14 protein-coding genes and 1 pseudogene are annotated in these 20,172 nt (G+C 47.4%); 6 read left to right on the top strand and 9 right to left on the bottom strand.

Annotated elements, in window-relative coordinates:
* The first annotated feature begins 308 nt into the window (after positions 1 to 308).
* Positions 309 to 1,133, top strand: coding sequence for a MerR family transcriptional regulator (locus ACAN56_RS29780; protein WP_379147410.1), 825 nt, complete (start codon positions 309 to 311; stop codon positions 1,131 to 1,133).
* A gap of 59 nt (positions 1,134 to 1,192) precedes the next feature.
* Here ACAN56_RS29780 and ACAN56_RS29775 read toward each other — a convergent pair whose 3' ends face one another.
* The 4 genes from ACAN56_RS29775 to ACAN56_RS29760 all read right to left on the bottom strand — a co-directional run bounded on the left by ACAN56_RS29775 (position 1,193) and on the right by ACAN56_RS29760 (position 5,016).
* Complete coding sequence (locus ACAN56_RS29775) at positions 1,193 to 1,957, bottom strand: hypothetical protein (protein WP_379147408.1); 765 nt, start codon at positions 1,955 to 1,957, stop codon at positions 1,193 to 1,195.
* A gap of 89 nt (positions 1,958 to 2,046) precedes the next feature.
* Positions 2,047 to 2,277, bottom strand: coding sequence for a hypothetical protein (locus ACAN56_RS29770; RefSeq protein WP_038588730.1), 231 nt, complete (start codon positions 2,275 to 2,277; stop codon positions 2,047 to 2,049).
* Positions 2,278 to 2,282: 5 nt separating this feature from the next.
* The gene (locus ACAN56_RS29765) at positions 2,283 to 3,506 is read right to left on the bottom strand and encodes a Ger(x)C family spore germination protein (RefSeq protein ID WP_038588727.1); all 1,224 of its coding nucleotides are present in this window, start codon (positions 3,504 to 3,506) and stop codon (positions 2,283 to 2,285) included.
* Positions 3,487 to 5,016 carry a spore germination protein gene (locus tag ACAN56_RS29760; protein ID WP_038588725.1) on the bottom strand — a complete coding sequence of 510 codons (1,530 nt, stop codon included), beginning with the start codon at positions 5,014 to 5,016 and terminating at the stop codon, positions 3,487 to 3,489. The genes ACAN56_RS29765 and ACAN56_RS29760 overlap by 20 nt, the downstream gene beginning before the upstream one ends.
* A gap of 175 nt (positions 5,017 to 5,191) precedes the next feature.
* Here ACAN56_RS29760 and ACAN56_RS29755 point away from each other — a divergent pair, with 175 nt between their 5' ends.
* Positions 5,192 to 6,283, top strand: coding sequence for a GerAB/ArcD/ProY family transporter (locus ACAN56_RS29755; protein ID WP_038588723.1), 1,092 nt, complete (start codon positions 5,192 to 5,194; stop codon positions 6,281 to 6,283).
* A gap of 2 nt (positions 6,284 to 6,285) precedes the next feature.
* Here the strand turns inward: ACAN56_RS29755 and ACAN56_RS29750 are convergent, their stop codons facing one another.
* The gene (locus ACAN56_RS29750) at positions 6,286 to 9,168 is read right to left on the bottom strand and encodes a glycosyl hydrolase 115 family protein (protein WP_379147404.1); all 2,883 of its coding nucleotides are present in this window, start codon (positions 9,166 to 9,168) and stop codon (positions 6,286 to 6,288) included.
* 225 nt (positions 9,169 to 9,393) lie between these two features.
* Between ACAN56_RS29750 and ACAN56_RS29745 the strand changes: the two genes are divergently transcribed.
* Complete coding sequence (locus ACAN56_RS29745) at positions 9,394 to 11,133, top strand: SGNH/GDSL hydrolase family protein (RefSeq protein WP_379147402.1); 1,740 nt, start codon at positions 9,394 to 9,396, stop codon at positions 11,131 to 11,133.
* A 150-nt stretch (positions 11,134 to 11,283) separates the two neighbouring features.
* Here ACAN56_RS29745 and ACAN56_RS29740 read toward each other — a convergent pair whose 3' ends face one another.
* Complete coding sequence (locus ACAN56_RS29740; RefSeq protein WP_379147400.1) at positions 11,284 to 12,150, bottom strand: NADPH-dependent F420 reductase; 867 nt, start codon at positions 12,148 to 12,150, stop codon at positions 11,284 to 11,286.
* 207 nt (positions 12,151 to 12,357) lie between these two features.
* Between ACAN56_RS29740 and ACAN56_RS29735 the strand changes: the two genes are divergently transcribed.
* On the top strand, positions 12,358 to 12,969 hold the full coding sequence (locus ACAN56_RS29735) for a TetR/AcrR family transcriptional regulator (RefSeq protein WP_038588718.1): 612 nt from the start codon (positions 12,358 to 12,360) through the stop codon (positions 12,967 to 12,969).
* A gap of 130 nt (positions 12,970 to 13,099) precedes the next feature.
* Here the strand turns inward: ACAN56_RS29735 and ACAN56_RS29730 are convergent, their stop codons facing one another.
* Positions 13,100 to 14,011, bottom strand: coding sequence for a LysR family transcriptional regulator (locus ACAN56_RS29730; protein WP_379147397.1), 912 nt, complete (start codon positions 14,009 to 14,011; stop codon positions 13,100 to 13,102).
* Between the two features lie 176 nt (positions 14,012 to 14,187).
* On the opposite strand from ACAN56_RS29730, the gene ACAN56_RS29725 reads away from it, so the two are divergent.
* Together ACAN56_RS29725 and ACAN56_RS29720 are read left to right on the top strand one after the other, a co-directional pair.
* A complete protein-coding gene (locus ACAN56_RS29725; protein ID WP_038588715.1) occupies positions 14,188 to 14,982 on the top strand; it encodes an SDR family oxidoreductase in 795 nt (264 codons plus the stop codon).
* Positions 14,983 to 15,011: 29 nt separating this feature from the next.
* On the top strand, positions 15,012 to 15,353 hold the full coding sequence (locus tag ACAN56_RS29720) for a nuclear transport factor 2 family protein (RefSeq protein WP_038588712.1): 342 nt from the start codon (positions 15,012 to 15,014) through the stop codon (positions 15,351 to 15,353).
* 77 nt (positions 15,354 to 15,430) lie between these two features.
* Here the strand turns inward: ACAN56_RS29720 and ACAN56_RS29715 are convergent.
* Positions 15,431 to 15,505, bottom strand: a pseudogene (locus ACAN56_RS29715) (spore coat protein CotJC); the annotation flags it as partial.
* Positions 15,506 to 15,610: 105 nt separating this feature from the next.
* Positions 15,611 to 20,140, bottom strand: coding sequence for an S-layer homology domain-containing protein (locus ACAN56_RS29710; protein WP_379147395.1), 4,530 nt, complete (start codon positions 20,138 to 20,140; stop codon positions 15,611 to 15,613).
* Positions 20,141 to 20,172 lie beyond the last annotated feature (32 nt).

The following is a 20,172-nucleotide window of genomic DNA, read 5'->3' as shown; positions in this document are numbered from 1 at the left end:
GATTTTCAGGATAAAATATTAAGCTATATAGATTGAACTTGAGAATTACATTTAGGGAAAAGTGGCGGAGGGGAATTTGGAACTGGAGGAGCGATAGCGTCCGCCTGAAAGCTTTCCGTAGGAAAGCTCTCTTCGGAAGCATGGGCAAGGTTTGGATTTCTACCGCGATTCGCGGTTAAATTCAGGAAATCCAAACCTAACAGCGGCCGGAAGTCCAAACATTCTCTGGAGTCACGGCCATTCCCAGAATAGAAGAATTATAAGTTCAATTTATATAACACATCTAGAATCGGATGGAGGAACTGCATATGCCGGAAAATCACAATCAATACCTTACTACCAGCGAATTTGCCAAAACTTGCGGAGTCACCAAACATACCCTGTTTCATTATGATGAAATCGGGCTTTTAAAACCGGAATATACCAACTCAAAGGGCTACCGTTATTATTCCATTCCACAATCTTACACGCTTGATATTATAAATGTGCTGAAAAAGGCAGGGAGTTCACTTCAGGAAATCAAGGGCTTCATGCAAAATCAGAACACCCCATTGCTCCTGGAGCTGCTCAAACAGAAGCTGGATGTCCTGGAAGTCGAGCGGAATAAAATTAAAAGGATGCAAAGCCTATTGAAAGGCGCTATTGAAATGACGGAGCAAGCTCAGGGGGAGGTAGACGATGGGCCGTCGATAGAGGAATGTGAGGAGGAATATTTCATTGCCATACAATTACAACAGGGCGATGGTGACAAGGAGTTTGCTCACAAATTAAGCGAACACCGGGAATATTGCGAGAGTCATTTTATTGATTGCGAGTTCCCGATTTGGACCATTTTAGGCAAGGACCGCCTGGAGTCGGGAGATTATTATGCGGATTATATTGCCAATAGGCTCAAGACCCCGATTCCGGGGGAGCGGATGATCATCAAACCCAAAGGACGTTATGTCATCATGAATCATAGAGGATCGTATGAAACAATGCCCGTAACGTACTCAATTATAATCAAATATATAAGTAGCAAAGGAATGGCTATCTCCGGGAGTGCTTACTCAGTGGATCTCCTCAACTATTTGGCAGAAAAAAATCCGGACAACTATGTTATACAAATATCAGTTGAAGTCTCAGACTGCTAACCTGCACCGGAACAGAAAGCGGAGAATTCCTGGGAATCCTCCGCCTTGGTTAGATAGGATCATGACCTTGTGATCTGCGTTGTCGGAATAATGCTATATGCATATCTATAATCATATTGTAATGGAGCAGCTGTTGCCTTACCCAATGAAACGCGAATCGGCATCTCATAGAGTTGCCTTAACGGCTCCTGTTCTCTTCCTCTTATAGCGGATGCTTCCTTCTCAGCGGATGGTTGTGCTGAAGGCCCATCACAAACTGTTACATGCAATCCGATTTGTCCATCTTCTGTAATTGAAACTGCCTGTGACATCTGTTCAACCGACTTCGGATCTATCGCTTTATTGATCTTTATGTCGTTTTCAAAATATTTCTCAATTTTATCTGCAATCCGTTTCGCATATTCAGGATCTTTATCCATCTTTTCCTGTGTGGCAGGATGTATAAAAACTACGTGAAGACCTTTTTGAATTTTTTCAAGATCACGTTGCACCCATGGTTCATAGCCTGTCGCAGTCTGGGTGGTTGGTTTCCAGGTTTTTAAGGCCTCAGCATCTATATGATCTTCAAAAATCTTTGAATCAGGAAAGTCCAGCCTGTTCCAATACGTAAATTGAGACGAATCCAACACATGATATTTTAAGTCAGGGTAGGTCTCTTGCAGACTCTGCTTCGCACTGATAAATGTATTTGTTTTTCCCACTTTTTGTTCAACGCCATTTAATAGGTTCTTGAAATCAGACACATTTGCTTTGCTATTGTAGAGATTATTATTGGTAATAAGCGGTCTGAAAGAATTCAATGCCGCAACTCCCTGCATACCCATCACTCATCCTCCTCATTTTGAATAGGATACCATTTTTTTCAAAACCATGCTGTTAATTTTTGCAGACATCAGGCAACCCATTGACGAACCTAATAAAACCATGATTCAAACAGGCTGTTGACGGGCCTATAGATCAGCATGACCAGAAGGAGCGGGCTTGGTACTTTGATTCTGTACAAGAAGCAGACAGTCGCACCAAGGCCCATGATCCAGAGTACGCCCCAGACCAGCAAATCCCGGGTCCTGCTTCCCTGCTTTAGCAAGGGCACATCGACGGCTATACAGACAGCCGCAATAACCAGAAATAACAGCAGCAGCATTTCGCTCACTCCTTGACATCATCAATAAAAGATTTGTCCGTAACACCGATCCGGTTAATCGACATGGTGACTTTGTAATGGACAGGCAGCGATTTCAGGTAATTGTCCCCCTTTGTCTGCTTCAGCCTGGCCCAAGCTTTAGGATTGGCACGGTAGATCAACTGTCCAAAGCCCATGACATCCACATTGTAGCGCTCGTTAATATGCTTGACGGCAGTTTCCATCCGCAGGATTATCCGCTCTTCCGATTTCCTTTCAAGTTGTCTAATCACGCTCTCCGCCTCCAGGTTATCCTTGCTCTGGACTTCTTGCACATTGCCCTCCGCCTTTACATGAATATAAATATGCGGTTCGCCGCCGACCATCTTCATTTTCCGTTTAGTGGTTGTCCGTATCGCTTCAATAACAATAGGCCGGCCGTCGTCCCCTATTACAATACCTGAGGTTTTGACAACGTTATCGGTGATGTAATTGTAGCCGATTGTCTCTTTATCACTTAACCACCCGACCATCTTGTCTTTCTTGAATACAGCTAAGCTACGGTATTGTAAACTGGCTTTAGGTACGCTCTGTTCCAGATTGCTCATCTTGTCGCCTTCGCTGGCATTGCCAACCACCTCAACTCCGGTCAACACCGGGTTAATTCCTTCATACAGCAGATCATCAACAAACCTGTTAAGGGGTACCGCAGCAGTTTTGGCTGATATCTTGTAGGATTTGTCCAGGGAACTAAACAATTTATTCGCCGGTATTTTATCAAGCGGGGTGAGAACCTTCAGCATTTCTTCCGCTGTGGTCCCTTTCGCGACCATGACATAGTAATCATTCCGCGGCTCCCGGCTCCGCTTCAGTACATCAAGTATCTCAGCGATACCGGTCCGTGCTAGCTCCTCTCCGATCACCAGTACGCGGATATGCCCTTTGTAGGCGGTTCTCGAACTGATGAGATTGTATTGCCGGTCCGATTCATAGAACGTGGGCACTGTGAAGCTGGATACAACCACTGGTACCCCGCCGCCGCTCGTTCCTCCTGCTGTCTGCGAAGAAATCGAAGAAGGAATAACCACCTGCATCGTGACCCTGTAGCCGGATTCCGCCTTATCCAGTCCCATTCCCAGCACAAAGGCTAATTCATTTAATTCCTTTCTTTCCCAGCAACCGCTAAGCAGCAGGGGAATGAGAAGGGCAAGCAGCAGCCGAGGAAGGACTTTACTTTTTATTGGGCTCATAAATCGGTTCCTTCCCCATGGAAGTGTCTTGGCGGTTTAAATTCTGTACTTTCAAGTTAGCCGGCCTTGTCTTTAAAAGCGGCCAAGGAAAGCGGAAGATCGAATCCTTCAGATCTTTCGATTCGTATGGAGCGATTGGACTCATATAAGGCATGCCGAATGAACGAAGGCTTGCCAAATGCAGCACAATCAAAAACACGCCAAACAATATCCCGTACAACCCTATAAAACCAGCCAGCACGATAAATACAAAACGAATCATTCTTGCGGCAATGGCCATGCCCGACTCCGGTATGACAAAGCTGGAAATGGCCGTAATGGATACAATAATAACCATCGCCGATGAGATAAAACCCGCCGCAACGGCTGCCTGGCCAATGACCAGCGTACCGACGATTGAGATGGCCTGCCCTATATTCTTCGGTATTCTCACACCCGCTTCCCGGAGAATCTCATACGTTAATTCCATAAGCAGCGCCTCTACGAAAGCCGGAACCGGGACGCTCTCCCGTTGTGCGGCAAGGCTTATGACCAGACTGGTAGGGATCATCTCCTGATGATACGTAGTAACCGCCACGTAAAAAGAGGGGGCAAGCATCGTAATAAAAAAAGAAAGAAAGCGAACAAACCGCAGCAAGGTGGCAATATCGGACCGCTGATAATAATCTTCGGCAGATTGGAAAAAGGAGACAAAAAAGCAAGGCACCAGCAGGACAAACGGCGTTCCGTCCACAAGAATCGCCACTTTTCCTTCCAGAATTCCCGCCGCGATGGTATCCGGCCGATCACTGTTATAGATTGTCGGGAAAGGCGTGGCAGTCTTATCCTGAATAAATTCCTCGATATATCCGCTCTCCAGAATGCTGTCTGTATCTATTTGGTCCAGCCGGCGCTTTACCTCCAGCACCAGGTCAGGGCTTGCGAGATTAGTGAGATACATAATGGACACGCTGGTCTGCGTCACCTTGCCGATCTGGAACGTTTCGAGCCACAGGTGACTGTCTTTTATTTTTCTTCGGATCAATGACGTGTTCGTTCTCATATTCTCTGTGAACGCCTCCATCGGCCCCCTCACAACCGATTGCGAGCTGGGTTCACTTACATTCCGGTCATCCCACCCGGGAAGCCCGATCCGCAGGGCACTCGGTATTCCGTCCACCAGCACCATCACATTGCCGGACATCAGCTGATACGCAAATTGTCTCAGATCATCAGTAACAGATAGATCTCCTGCGATTAGGATACGTTTCTGCAGAAGCTCAAACTTCTGCCCGGCATCAAGATCCCGCAGGAGCTCAGGGGCACAGCCTTCCTGAAGGGAAAAAAGAATAGAGTTATGCAGCACCTGCGTGTCTACAAGACCATCTATATAGATCACCGCAATTTGCGTACATGGATCCAGCTGCAATTCTTTGATTATCAGATCGGTGCTTTTCCCGAGCAATTGGGATAGCTGCTTCTGATTATCCTCTAGCCGGTGTGACAATGGGCTCCTAAGGACATCCTCCATAACGTAACCTCCGTTTTTCGTGAACAAACTGTCCTTAGTATGATGCGGAATTTGATAATTATCCCGATTCCACCTCTATTTTGTTTAGGGTGCATAATTATGGAAGGATATTGCATGCTAAGGAAAATAATATTGAAACGCTGAAGAGGGCTTGCAGCAGATACGGAGGAATCACATGAGACTTGAAAAGGACCAGATCAGTACAGCTCAAATGATAGTACTCGGGCTTTTCACTCTTATTGGGGACATGGCGCTTGTATATCCTTCGATAATGACAGCAGAAGCTCACGAAGATGCGTGGATCGCCGGCCTCATTAGTATTCCCTTGGGTCTCGCAACCCTAAAGCTGATGATAACTACAGCCAATATTGATCCTAATAAAACAATTATCGAGCTTTCACAACAAATTTTAGGAAAATGGGTGGGTGGAGCGGTAGCTCTGAGTTATTTAATCTTTTTTCTCATTGCTGCCTCTACCTATGTCAGGGAAATTGAAGATTTTATGTGCACACAGGTTTACGAGGCGACCCCCGGGGGAGTTATCCGTTTCATGGCCATTGTTCTGCTGGTGTATGGCTTAAGACTGGGTCTGGAAACGCTGGGGCGGGCGGCCCAGATTTTCCTCCCTTTCTTTTCGGTTTTTCTGATCGGCCTGCTCGCTCTGCTGATTCCCGATATTCATATAGAGCAGATCTATCCGATTATGAATACACCGTTTCCTGACATGCTGCACACGGTCTTTTTTGGGGTATTTTATCCGTTTGGGGAATTATGCGTATTCTTCATGGTGTATCCCTATGCCAAAAAACAAAGCAATACAAGCCGGGATATATTCATCGCCCTGCTCATCGGAGGGGTTGGACTGAACCTTATTTTGTTTCTTTCCCTGACGGTGTTGGGTGCTTATTTCTCCGAGCACAACTTCTATGCAGCTTATATTCTTGCCCAAAGGATTAACATCGGCAATTTTCTGCAGCGGCTTGAAGCTTTAATGGCTACCACATGGATTATAAGCACCTATTTCAAAACAGCGCTTTACTTCTACGCCTTTGTCTTAGGGACCGCCCAGCTGCTGAAGCTGAAATCATACCGTCCCCTAATTTTTCCGGTGGCATTTTTGCTTTACGGTCTGACCCATCTGATTGCAAAAGATCTTATTTTCTACGTCAAAGAAATCCCCGCCTACTGGGTAGACTGGGACTTCACCTATTCCATCGTTTTCCCGCTAATGCTGCTCATTGTCTATCACATCAAAAAACGCATCTGAACTTACGCCCGTCCCGTACGGTAGCTCTCCTCCGGCCCAAGGCAGGTATAGGGCAGCGTGGAAGCAGACAGCACCAGCTTTTGAACAACCAGTCCGGCAGCGAGTCCGTAAAAGCGGAGAGTATGCACCCCTTGGGTCAGCGTATGGCGGGTGACGGGCGTATGAATATTGTCCATAACGGCGCGGCACCAAGGTTCATTGTCATGGTTGCCGCCTTCATAGTCCGGCGGCAGCGCGTCCGCAATCACCGGAGTTTCGCCATCAAAACCTGCCGCATATTTCAACCCTCTGACCGGTGACAGATTGTTTGTCGGAGCAAGATAGGCGGTCAAGGTGTACTCCCCGTCCTGACGCACCAGAATCCGGTACTCCAGATATGGCGCATGCTCCGGCCCGGCAAAAGATGCTCCGTCCGGGAACATTTTGACCGAGGATAAAGAACGGCCATAGTTCTCGATAATCCTCCATTCAACTCCGGATTTCGAAACACGGCTTAGGGCATGCTCCGCCTCAATCGCCACGATATTATGAGCTTCAATAAAGGTTGCCGGCGGCACCTCCCGGTGGTCAAACCAGTCCAAGGATACATCGATCCTAACCGTTCCTCCGGCACCTGTGAGGGTAATTTCGCCCGATTCCTTCCCCTTTGCTTTCTCCCAGTCCACACTTACCTGTATCGTCTTCCCTGTGTCCACCCACTCCTGCGTGCTATCCAGCCTGATCCAGTCCGCATTGCAGTCTGCCCGATACATGAAGCCCGCCGCTCCGCCATTGCTGATCGTGATCTCATACGTCTCTTGGTGCAGATTGCTGAATACCGGTAGAGTAGCCGTACCCGTAACATATCCTCGCTCCGTTCCCTCTACATCAACGATCATTTGAGAATCCTGATCAGGAATTATGGTGTGCACCGCCGGATACTTCCACCCTTCCGCATCCCAGCGGACATACCCGACATGAGCGGAACTCATCATCCCCTGCCATTTCCCTCCTGAAAGCCGGGTATTATAATAATGCTCCAGTTCCTTATCCCGCTCGATTGCTTCCGTTGTCAACTTCGCATAGGTATTAGCCAGAACACTGCCCCGCTCAGCATACAGCTTGCTCATTCCGGCATAGATATGCATTTTGACCACATTGGCCGAAGCTACCGCAGGATAATAGACGAGCTGATAATAGGCATCCTTCTGCGATTCAGGGATCAACGCATTATAGTTATCGGCTGCATTTTCAATTCCAAGCGCCAGCTGCAGAACTCTCTGCGCCTCGTGACCGTTCACAAGACTAAAGGTTGAAGTATTGATAATTTCCGGTTTGCGCCGGCCGTTCATTCTAGTGTAATCCGATAACAACTGGCCGACTCCTTCTATACTTCCTGCCTCCAGAGAATGGCCGAATTGCTGCTCCACCCACCGTCTGGTATATTCGCCAGTCCGGTTGATTGCATGGCTCCCCCAAGCTTCAATGTCATATGCCAAATCCAGAAAATAGGATATCGGCAATTCCATGGGCTTAAGGTCTCCTACATTAACGACCCATACCTCGCGGATGCCGTAATCGAATGCCATAGACATTTGCTCCCAGACCTTCTCCAGCGGAATGGTATTCACCCATTCATAGGAATGCGGACCGCCATGATAGTCAAAATGATAATACATGCCCCAGCCGGCACTGCGGTGCTGCTCGTGTACCGCGGGGATTTTCCGCAGATTGCCGAAGTTGTCGTCAGCCAGCAGAATTGTAACATCCTTCAGGACCTCCCAGTCCTTCAAGCCCTTTACTTCAGCAGTGCCGTACCAGTATTTCTCTACTTCCTTGTATACGGCGAGAATTTGCGGCGCATGGTCCAGATTATATTTCCGTAGTAAGTCTTTCTGGGTCAGGATGATGTCCTTAAGCAGTTCAATATTCTCCCGGTCAGAACCCTCCAGTGCGGAATCGGCCTCCCCCCGCATGCCGAGGGTGATCAGGTTATGAAAGCTCTTATTGCGCTTGATTCCATCTTCCCAGAAATTGGTGATCGCCTGTTTATTCCGGGCAAAATCCCACAGGTTGCTTGTTCCATACTGCTTGTATACCTTCTGCCATTCGCTGCCTGCCCGGAACAGAGGTTCATGATGGGAGGTTCCCATGATGATGCCGTATGCTTCAGCATGCCTGGCATTGGCGATCGGGCTGCTTTTGCCGTTCAGGCTGAATTCAGCACTCCACATAGCCGGCCATAAAAAATTCCCTTTCAGTCTGAGAATCAGCTCAAATACCTTATCGTAGAACTCTTCGTTGAAGTCACCAAACGCCTGAGTCACCCAAGAGCCCAGGGAGGGCCAGTCGTCATTCAGAAATATCCCTCTGTATTTGACGGAGGGTTCCTTGGATGTGCTGTTGAGCTGTTCTGCGGAAAAAGCCAGCAGCGGCTTCTTGTCCGGGACAACATCCCCCCAGAATACCCACGGGCTGACTCCAATCCTTTCGGAAATTGCATAGATGCCGTATATCGTGCCCCGCTTATCACTCCCGGCGATAACCAGTCCCTGATCTACTCCGGGAACCGGATGTTCCACCCTCTGAATCCGGTAGCATTCCCGCTTGCCCTGAATGGCGGATACATCAAGAATCCCCTCTGCAATTAACGTATCAATGACATCATTGCTGCCAATCGATCCGGCAATAACAGCCGTTCCAGCCAGGTGCTCCTTTTGTGTAAGGATGGAAGGCTCTGTACCCGTCACGAGATGCACATCCGCGGCAAAAGACTTGGCCACCCGATGTAATCCGTCATAATCCTCCCCCTTGGGATCTATGTAAATCTTGCCCGCGATTCCCTCTTTTACAAGCGTAAATTGCTTAACCGGCGAGGAACCAGGCTTTGTACGATTCGTTATCATTGCAATGTCGCTCCTTGTTTTTCTTGATTAATGTAGGTTCAGACAAAACTCTGCTTAGGCATATTATATAATTAAAGCGGTTTCAATCAACATATACAAACTAAAGGACTTATTGTAATAACTATTGGGATTTATGAATATCGTTGAGCCCTCCCGGATTTCAAGTCTATAATGAAAGTGTTCGAAAGCGCATTCATACACATTGGAAAGTGAGGCTGGTTTAAAGTGGAAGACAATAGTAAGGTCTATTCTGCCGGTGTAAATGAAGGTCCTAAGGCACCCAAGGACCCGGCTCAGAAAAGAAGCGGATTTTTCGTGCTGTTTGAAACAGCTATTGAGGCGACAGCGCGGGCTCAGGGAAGGCCTTCACAGGAAATTTATCTCGAAGGCAACTATCTGATAGACAAGGCCAAATATATAGGTGGGGTTACAGATGAGAAGATTCTGGATCTTTTGGGGAGCTGGACTGGATTTCGCCGTCTGGTTCATAGTATCGGGGTGTCCGTAAAGACAGCCAGGGCAGATGCGGAGGTGTCTTTCCATCTCCAGAACTGGGGCAAAACGAGTAAATATGAGACAGGCACCCGGCTGGTTGTTCCCTGCCCGGGCGACGAAACGGAAATCATGCTCAAGCTAGAGGACTTCACATGGTCCGAGGATGATGAGTCTCCCGGCAAATTCGCCTTCGAATTCAGCCGGGAGGGCGAGCTGGCGACGGGTAGTATCATTTTCTATCTGAATGACGGTTATGCTGTGCCTGAACTTAGCACTGAACCTCCGGTTTCGTTCGGCTCGAATGAATACAGGGACATGATCGCAAAGTCCTTGATGCATTCAGGCAATAATACAAGATTGAGGGCAGCGATAGCAAAGGCAGTCAAAGGTGAGGACGTCACGATCGCATACATCGGAGGTTCCATCACTCAAGGTGCGGGGGCCAAGCCTATACATACCCAGTGTTATGCCTATCAGTCCTATTTAAGATTTAAGGAACTATTCGGCAAGGACGGCGGAGAGAACATTCATTATGTGAAGGCCGGAGTAGGCGGAACGCCATCGGAGCTTGGGGTCATCCGCTATGAAAGAGATATTCTCAGGGACGGTGCCGTAACACCGGACATTGTAGTGGTGGAATTCGCGGTAAACGACGAGGGCGATGAAACAAAGGGCAACTGCTTTGAAAGCCTCTGCCTGAAGATCCTTTCCGCGAGCAACCAGCCGGCCGTGATCCTGCTGTTTAGTGTTTTTGTGAATGACTGGAACCTCCAGGAACGGCTCTCCCCCGTAGGCCTGCACTATCATCTCCCTATGGTGAGTGTAAAGAACGCAGTGACAGAACAGTTCCGACTGAGCAAGGCTGAAGGTAATATCATATCGAAAAGGCAATTTTTCTATGATATCTATCATCCCACTAACGAGGGTCACCGGGTAATGGCGGATTGCCTCACCTTCTTATTCTCCGAGACCTATAAATCGCTTACGACCGGCGGGGATATCACACTGGATAAACCGCCGGTTCTGGGAAATGATTTTGCCTACACCCGGCTGCTGGACCGCAAGAGCCATATAGGCGCTGCCAGCATTGAAGCAGGCGGTTTCTCGGGAAGCGATACGGAATTGCAGATGGTGGAAATGGACGCGAACCCTTACGGGACCCCAGAATTCCCGCATAACTGGATGCATGAGGCTGCTTCGGGACAGGACAGCTTCAAGCTGACGATAACAAGCAAAAACCTTATCCTGGTATACAAGGATTCAGGCAGTCCCGAATTTGGAAAAGCGGACATTCTCGTCGATGGCAAACTGGTGGTCACTGCTGATCCGCATGAGAACAACTGGACACACTGCAACCCGGTTATCCTGTACCAGAATGAGCTTAACTTGGAGCATGTGATAGAAATAAGAATGGCCGCTGGTGATGAGGACAAATGCTTCACGATCCTCGGCTTCGGCTATAACGTATAAGAGCTGAATATCTGTACAACCCATCAAGACAAATATCAAAAAGAATCAAACAACCCGAATAAGGCGCTGTTTGATTCTTTTTTATAGTCCTCGTACAAATCAAACCAGCGAATCATTACCACTCAATAAAAAACGGCCTCAACCACGTCATCAATCAAGTCGTTGCTGTTCTAGTACAAAGTTCAAAATATCGTCTGGGGACTTGTCGCCTTTCTCAAATCGCACATGCACCGCCTTAGTGGCTTTCGCTTCCGTCCAATCGTTCGCTTCCGCGAGCAGTAGGCAGGCTTTGAAGTATTTCTCGTAAAACGCACTTTGCTGCTCGTGCGCTGCTTGAATCACTTCCTTGCTAAGGTGGAACGCTGTTAATTCGGGACCGCGTTCCGGGCTCGCCGCGGCGAGCGCCCGCTTTACCCCTGGTATATCAAGGTCGACGCAATAGACCGGCTTGCCGGGTTGCAGGCGCCAAGACTCATTCAAAACGCCAGCATCGACGGGGTCGAACCCTACCTGATCGACCAATTTGAAAACAATGGCTTTCGCCGCGGGATCGTCGCCGGCGACAGGCAGAGCCAAACGGCCCGGAGTTCCTGCAGGCACACCCCAAGTCAAGTTATACCACGGGGTCGCATTGAACGCCTTAATGACCGGGCGTTTGATTTGCTGCTCCACCCAACGGCTTTCGGGAAGTCCTTTTTCGATCTCCTCGATCACGCCGTCGCGATGCATAAATGGATAATAGTTGTTTGTATCGATGACGACCACGCTTGGAGCGGCCTTGTCCAGAAATCCGGACGGCAGGCTCGGAATGCGTTTTATCGGAATAGAGATGATCACGACCTCAGCGCCTTCGGCGACGCCCCGCATCGTTGCCGGCTTCGCCCCTGTCTCTTGGGCCAAATTCTGCAGGGCCTCTGCATTGCCGGAATTGGCGATGGCAACGTCATGCCCCCATTTTGTAAATGCTCTGGCGAGGTTCCCCCCGATACGTCCGGTTCCGATGATAGCAATCTTCATATTATTAAACCTTCCTTTCGTCTGATTGGCTGATATGTCGTACACTCATTTAAAAGTGACTACAGTCAGTATACTCCGGTCACTTTTAAGCGTCAATCCTTCTTTGCCAAGCCATAGCTTTGACATCGACAAAAAACATGCATTATAGTTATAGATGTTCATTCGAAGAATAGGAAGTTGACCTTGAACCTGCGGAAGAGGGAAGATATGAAAACGGCGGAAACGAAGCGGTACCTCAAAGGGAAACAAACAAAAAAGAAAATATTTGCTATAGCCAAAGAGCTCATTTTAGCCAAAGGCTACAATCAGGTTACGGTAGATGAAATTTGCGCGAAATGCGGCCTTTCCAAAGGGGCTTTTTACATTCACTACAAGTCGAAAGAGGCTATCGTCAAACAATTATACCGCGAGGATATCAGCGAATATATAAATGATCAATTCCAGAAGTATGTGGACGAACATCCAGGATCTGCCCCGTTAGACAAGCTGAAAGCATTTGTTATTATCGCTTTAAGCTTTTCGTCGGTCGCTGGAGCAGAATTGACAAAACTGGCACATATCTTCAATTTATCCTCGACATCGCCGGACGGCTCCTCCTATCTGGCAGACTGTTTGAAACCGGGATTGCTGTATGAAATCGTGGATGAAGGGCTATCCCGATCGCTGTTCACCGGCGGATTGTCCAGAGAAGAAATCGTAAATTATTTATACACCTATATCACGGGAGCTTTGGTCACCTGGTGCCAATCCGACTTTGCCTACGATATCGTGAAAACGGAAGAGAAATCGGTGGAAGTGCTAGTAAAAGGCCTTCAATGACCGACATGCGGAGGGAATCCCCCTCCAAATGGAACATGTCATACAATAACATCCCGAAAGGGATACGTCAGACTGTCGAGACTTTCTCGACAGTCTTTCATTGTCTCCGAATGATTAAAAAACGGCGTTTTTAAGCTTCATTCAGCCGAACCGAATATGCGCTGAGCGACTGCTGCTCATTTTCAATGTATGCAATAAACCGCTTGGCAGTTGGAGAAATATGACGATCCTCTCTCCACTTTAAGCCTATTTCCCAATACCAGCCCTCATCAGTAATCGGAATCCAAACAAGTTCATCCAACATCAACCCCATAGTCTTAGGCAAGACAGATACACCGAGATTTGACTTAATAAATCCGGCTACTGTGATTAAGTCCTCGGCTTCATACGCCGAATCAAGGACAAAACCAGTATGTTGGAAACGTGACATAATCGTCGCTTTTAATCCGCAGTTGTTTTTCAAACCAATGAATGGTTCGCCCGACAGCTCTGCCAAACTCAAAGCTGGACGATTCGCTAAATGATGCTGGGAGGATACAACAATAAACAACGGTATATTTTGCATAACCACCCATTTATGATTATCTAAGGTGGATTCCTTCGATGTAATCATAAGATCCGAGTGTCCTTGTTCCAAATGATCATCTATATCTCCAAGATTTCCTTGTGTCAATTCAAAGCGGACTTTGGGATAGTCTAATTGATAGCTTCGGACTAAATGGGGAATTAAGTCAACGCCAAGAATATTGAGATAAGATAAAGTAATAACCCCCGTATCCGGGTTAGACCATTCTTCGATTTCTTTTACGCCGTTTTCAATATTTTGCAATGCTTTGCCGACCCATTTAGAAAACATTGCGCCATTACGGTTCAGCTTCACATTTCGCCCATTGCGCTCAAACAAGGGAGCGCCGATTTCGTTCTCAAGTTTGGCAATCGCATGACTTAGCGCTGGCTGGGTAATGCCGAGTGCCTTTGAAGCCATCGTCATGTGTTCTAACCGTGCAACAGTCATAAAGTACTCTAATTGTGTAAGCTCCATAACATGACCTTCTTTATATTAATATTATTCATAAGTTTCATGAATATAATAAATTGGACGTTATAAAAGAGTCAAGTGTAATATTAAATCCAGCTCCTCTTGAACATTACATAAAGGTTTAAGGGACAGAGCGCTGAACACACGGATTCAGTTATTCATAATAAGGAGGTATAGATATGAGTAGATCATTTGAGTACTCGGCAACAGAATTTAAAGGCAAGAAAGTGCTTGTAACGGGCGGAACAAAAGGAATGGGACAAGCTGTTGTGAATAGACTTGTAAGCAGCGGAGCAACAGTCCTGACAACGGCCCGTTCCGTTTCCGCTGACATGGCACATTCGGTTAAATTCGTTCAAGCTGATCTTGTGTCACCTGAAGGGGTAGAGCAAGTGATTACAGCAGTGAAAGAACAGCTTGGCGGTATCGATATTATTGTCCATTGTGTAGGCGGATCAACTACTCCGCCAGGTGGCGCTCTTGTTCTTAGCGATGACGATTGGCTGCAGGCTTTAAATTGGAATCTTCTGGCCGCAGTCCGGCTTGATCGCGGCCTTATTCCATTAATGTTGGAAAATAAATCAGGTGTTATTCTTCATTTCACCTCAATCCAAAGGAGATTGCCCCTTTATGAAACTACATTAGCTTATGCAGCAGCTAAAGCTGCTCTCGCTAATTACAGCAAGGGACTTTCTAATGAATTTTCTCCCCGTGGCATTCGGATTAATTCATTGTCTCCTGGTTTTATTCAAACTGAGGCAGCAGATGCGTTAATTGATCGGATGCAAACTACAACAGGAAGCAGAGAAAGTGCGCTCCAGCAGCTTATGGATTCGCTCGGAGGAATTCCAATTGGCAGACCGGGATTACCTGAAGAAGTCGCTGAGCTGGTTGCATTTTTGGTTTCTGACCGTGCAGCATCCATTACAGGAAGCGAATATGTCATTGATGGCGGTACCATTCCGACAGTTTAATTGTTCAAACTAAATAAGGGGGAGAAATAATGGAAATCGATCAAATCCCTGCTGCGATCAGTAAATTTATTGATGCATCGAATAAGCCCGATCCGGAAGCATTTGTAAACTGCTTTTCAGAAGATGCCGTTGTGTTAGATGAAGGAAAAAAGCGGATTGGCCAAAAAGCGATTAAAAAATGGAGTGATCAATACCATTTTGGAGCAAACGTAACATTAGAGCCAAAAGCAGTAAAAGAAAATAAGGATGAGGTTGTTGTAACATGCAAGTTGGATGGAACTTATGACAAAACAGGTTTACCCGATCCGTTATTGCTGGAATATCACTTCAGCATTGTAGATGATAAAATTGTGAGCTTATCCATTTTCTAAGATATTACAAAAGAGATTAAAGAGGACAATCGGATAGAGGGTGTACTCCCTGTTTCACCATTGGGAAAAAGCAGTCCCAGCCATTGGTATGTAGCCCGGGCTTTCTCTTCGGCAGCGATGTCTTCATAGAGGCCGGCCAGCGGATCGCCCTGATACAACCAACAAAACGAGCAACCCGGCTTGGGCTGCTCGTTTTATTCAGCTTATTTACATAAGCCTTAGTCGTTAAACTCTACAATGAGAAATTGAACTGCTTCTTAGGGTACAAGGAACTTATCCAAGAGACGGATGATCATCACTACTGATTCGGCGCGGGAAGCAGCTTCGTTCGGTTTGAAGACTCCGTTGCCTTTACCCGATACGATACCTGCATTAGCGAAGGCATTGATTTGCTCTGCTGCCCAGTTCGTAGAGACGTCGGAAAATTGCGTCGATGTCCTGGTAACATAGTTCGTAAGACGAGCCAGCATAGTCACAATTTCCGCACGGGTTATCTCCTGTTTGGGATGGAATGAACCATCGGCGTAGCCCATAATCACTCCATTATCTTGAAGCGCAACAATCGCCTCCGAAGCCCAATGTCCTTGCGTATCGGAGAATCCGGTCCCCCCCGAAGCTGTCAGACCAAAAGCTTTTACAAGCATTGCAGCAAACTCAGCGCGCGTTACTTTGGCGTCAGGACGGTATGATCCATCCGCATAGCCAGTTACGATCCCCATCAGGGCCGCGCGATCAACGAATGCTGCACTCCACAGAGCTGCAGGTACGTCCGGGAATTTAACAACAGAAGCTGTCCGCTCTTTCGCCACGATAGCTTTAACCTTATCTAAGTCTACTCTGTCGTTGAACACAGGTTTCACTCCGGTTGGCTTCGCAGGCTCTACAGTTACAGCTGGTGTTGGTGTTGGCGTTGATGTTGGTGTTGGTGTTGGCGTTGCTGCCGGCGTTGGCGTTGCTGCCGGTGTTGTGCCTCCATTGTTGTTGCCTGTGGCCGCCGTTACCGAAACCGAAATCTCCTTCTTGATTCCCCCAAAAGATATTACGATCGAGGCCGTCCCCGTGCCAGCCGCTGTCACTACCCCTGTTTCACTCACAGTAGCAACAGAAGTCGCGCTCGATACATAATTCGCATCCAAGGTCTTAAGGACAGTAGAAAGATCCGAATACTTTGCCGTCACCGACAAGGCTTGCGTTTGACCTGCTTTCAAGGAGAGCGAAGCAGGTGTTACAGCCAGATCAACCAAGGTCAGAATTGGAACCTCAGTAACCACAATTGGAATCGCAATTGATTTGCCGCCGAACGAAGCCGTGATCGTTACCCCTTTACCTGCTGCAACGCCCGTAATGACACCTTCACCCGATACCGAGGCAATGGCAGGGTCCGAAGTCGTCCAAATGACCTGATCCGTTACAACTGTATTCACTGCATTGTCATATACTGCCGTGATAACAGAAGCAGCTGTCTGACCCGCTTGCAATGTGTGAGTGCCTGGATCGGCAGTCAGCTTAAGCAGAACAGGAACCGTACCTTCGGCCTGAACGGTTACAGAAATATTAACTGGCGACATATTGGCGTAACTCGCCTGGATTGTAGCCCCGCCAATTCCGACAGCGTGAATGATGCCTTTGGCATCTACCGTAGCTACACTCTCATTCGAAGAAGTCCATGTTGCTTGATTCGTGACATCGACAGCGGAGTTATCGCTATAGGTAGCGGTAAGTACAGTCCCGCGCTCGTCACCGACCTTTAACGTCAATTGGGCCGGTGATACTGCCACGGAAGTCACCTTTAGCTCATCCTTCTTCTCAATCGTGTAGTTGTCGATCAATTCTTCGCTTTCCGTAGTACGAGCTTGAATTATGATTTTATCATGGCTAACTTGAATTGCAGAGTATACCGGAACATCATCGTCAAACATGAAATTCAGATACTCATATTTTGTTCCATCGTAGAACTTCCAGCCAGATGCGCCTCCGTCCAAATAGACAGTCCCCTGCTCTCCGTTCAACAATGGCTTCCCTTCACTCATTGGATAGGTGCGCGCGTACACGTGGTCGTGGCCTTCCAGCACCAAGTCTACTTTCAATTCTTCCAGAATAGGGGCAAAATATGTTTGTGTATATTCGATCATATTTCCGCGTCCATCTTCGGTATGATAAGCAGGTTTATGGAACATAACAATCTTCCATTTTTTATTACTTTTTTGAATATCCTCACGAAGCCATGCTGCTTGCTTGTCCATGGTTACTTCGTCTGCTTCGGAGTTCAGCACAATGAAATGCACCTCGCCTGAATCGAACGAATATGCATACTCCTTCTGGATATCAGGCCCATTATTTGGAAGATCCAATCCCTTGGCAAAAATATCTTTGCCTTCCCCTTTAACATCATGATTCCCCATTGTGTAACCTGAAGGAATAGAGGATGCGTAGATCGATGAAGCTTCCCAGAACTGGTTCCACTCATTCAAGATTGACCCATCGTCAACCATATCGCCGCCATGCATAATGAACTGGGTGTCCGGATAATTAGTTAAAGCATTGCTGATCAATTGTTGGTAAATTGCAAGCCCATTATCACCTTTGGTATGCGAATCGGTTACAAATACAAAAGAAACGGGATGATCCGGTACTGCCTCCAATGTCTTGTAATCGTACCATGTACTCCAATGTCCTTCGTAGCCGACTCTGTAATGATAATCCGTACCTGACTCGAGGCCAGTAACCAATGATTTATGGAATTTAATTTCGCCCAGAGGCCCACCTGCGACCTCATGAATGACCTCCACATCAGAAAGCGCAAGCTGCTCTGCCGCTTTTTCCGGTGCATTACTCAAGTCACTATTAACCAAATCGCTATCTTTCACATATTGGATAGAAGTTTCTTGAACTCTAGGTGCCGTCTGCCACCCTACGCTCATCATTGTACTCATATCTTCGGTAACAAAGGTTTGTACATATTTCGGATCGTCTCCACCAAACTGAGAAACAACGGTCATGCTGATACTCTCGCTGGTACCGCCATCCTTGACCGCTTGCACCTTCCAGGTGCCTATTGCAAGGTTAGCTAGTGACGTATGGATCTCCCCCTTGGCATCCGTCAAGCCCAACCCTTCGGTAAGATCCTTCTGCAGTACATCAGCGGATGGTATGTAACCGGTCTTGGTTCCATCCGGCATATACACTTTTACGAATCCGGATGTACTTCCTGTTGCAGCGAAAAATTGCCCGTTTTTCTCTGCCGCCAGCAACACTGCGGACGAACTATCAGCGCTCGTATATATATTGGAACCCTCAGCTATTACGGTCACATAAGTCTGAGGGCCGCTTGCATCGGTAAAATCGATCTCCGCTCCTTCTACCGGATCTCCTGCGTGAGTTGTGACGGTGATTATATTCTGTGTTTGCAGGCCTGATCCCTTAACTTTTAGAGTGAACGGAAACCCGATCTTATAATTAACCGGTGAGGCAAAGGAATTCACCGAAGGGCCGCCGTCATACCCAAAGCCGCCCCCCACCATGGCAATATGCTTATACCTCTCGCCACGTTCCATCTTCGCGGATCTATTCACGCCGAAATCGATGATTGCCAGAGCATCCGCATGGTCGCCTTGCAGTCCCTCTGCACTAAATTCAACATAACCGCCTGCATTATCGATGGTAGTCTGCACATTGCTTAAATCGGAACGTGCGTTAATAGCATTCGCTTGCAGCGTCTCCGGATCGAACTTGATCTTAGCATGCACGCGCTTGGCTTCGCCTACATCCTTCGCCTCGAGCTTCAACCGGTAGGTCTCGTTGCTGACAGCTTCCGCTGGAGCTTCTAACGTAAACATGGCGCCATGCTCAATATTAAAAGCATATTCTGCTGCTGCCGGATTGCCGGCCAGATCTTTAACCTCTGCCAGCACTTGATGATAGCCGCCGCCGAGCGGTATAGCCGGGTGATAGGTTATCACCTTATTATTCAGATCATATGCATAGGCCGCCGGTGCAACAGACTGACCATCCACAGTTAACCGGATTGAGTCTGGATCGATACCCGACTTAGCATCATCCGCTGACAGGATAATGTCAGAGACGGAGGCGTTCAAGGTTTGATTGGGAGTGGGTGTAGTTGCACTTAATACGGGAACATCCATATCTTCATCCACCGGTTCATCATAAATGAGCCTGACGTCGTCAATCCAAACCGAGCCTTTATTCTTTTTGCTCATTTGTCTTTCTTTCATCTGGAAGTAGAACGCCAGGGTACCCGGCAGAGTCAAATCAGCCCCTATTTCAGCCTCTACATACTTCCAGCCGCTCCAGTCTATACCTACCTCTTCACTCCTAATCTCATACGTTTTGGATTTTCCAGTGGATGAAATGTAGAACTTAGAGGTTAGACCATGTCCTTCGTTATTGGCGTATACCCACATCCCGATTTTTTTGGGAACTCTGTTTGTCAACGCCAACTGAGTTGCTGGCCCTACCGCAACTTGGGATGGATTATCTGTTACGCCAATGAAGTCATAATCAATCCGCAAGGACCTTGCCCCGTTACGAACGTATTTCGGATTCGTTTCAAGCGCCATACTGCCGCTATGAATGCGTGCACTGTCAAAGGTTAAGTCAGCTAAGTTAACCTTTTCGAAATCTTCTGCCATGACGATACCGCTAGGCTCCGCTGCATCCCCATAGACAGTCGATGACGATGAAAGGGAGGGTGGAATAAGCGGGAGCAGAACCGTCATTGCCAATATCCCGCTCAATACTCTCTTTACAAATGGATGATGATAACTCACTAGCTTTCACGCTCCTTGTTGTCTGTTCTTGT

This window comes from Paenibacillus paludis, from assembly GCF_042610515.1.
In the GTDB taxonomy this organism is placed as follows: Bacteria; Bacillota; Bacilli; order Paenibacillales; family Paenibacillaceae; genus Paenibacillus_AQ.
This window is presented reverse-complemented; position numbering and strand designations above follow the sequence as displayed.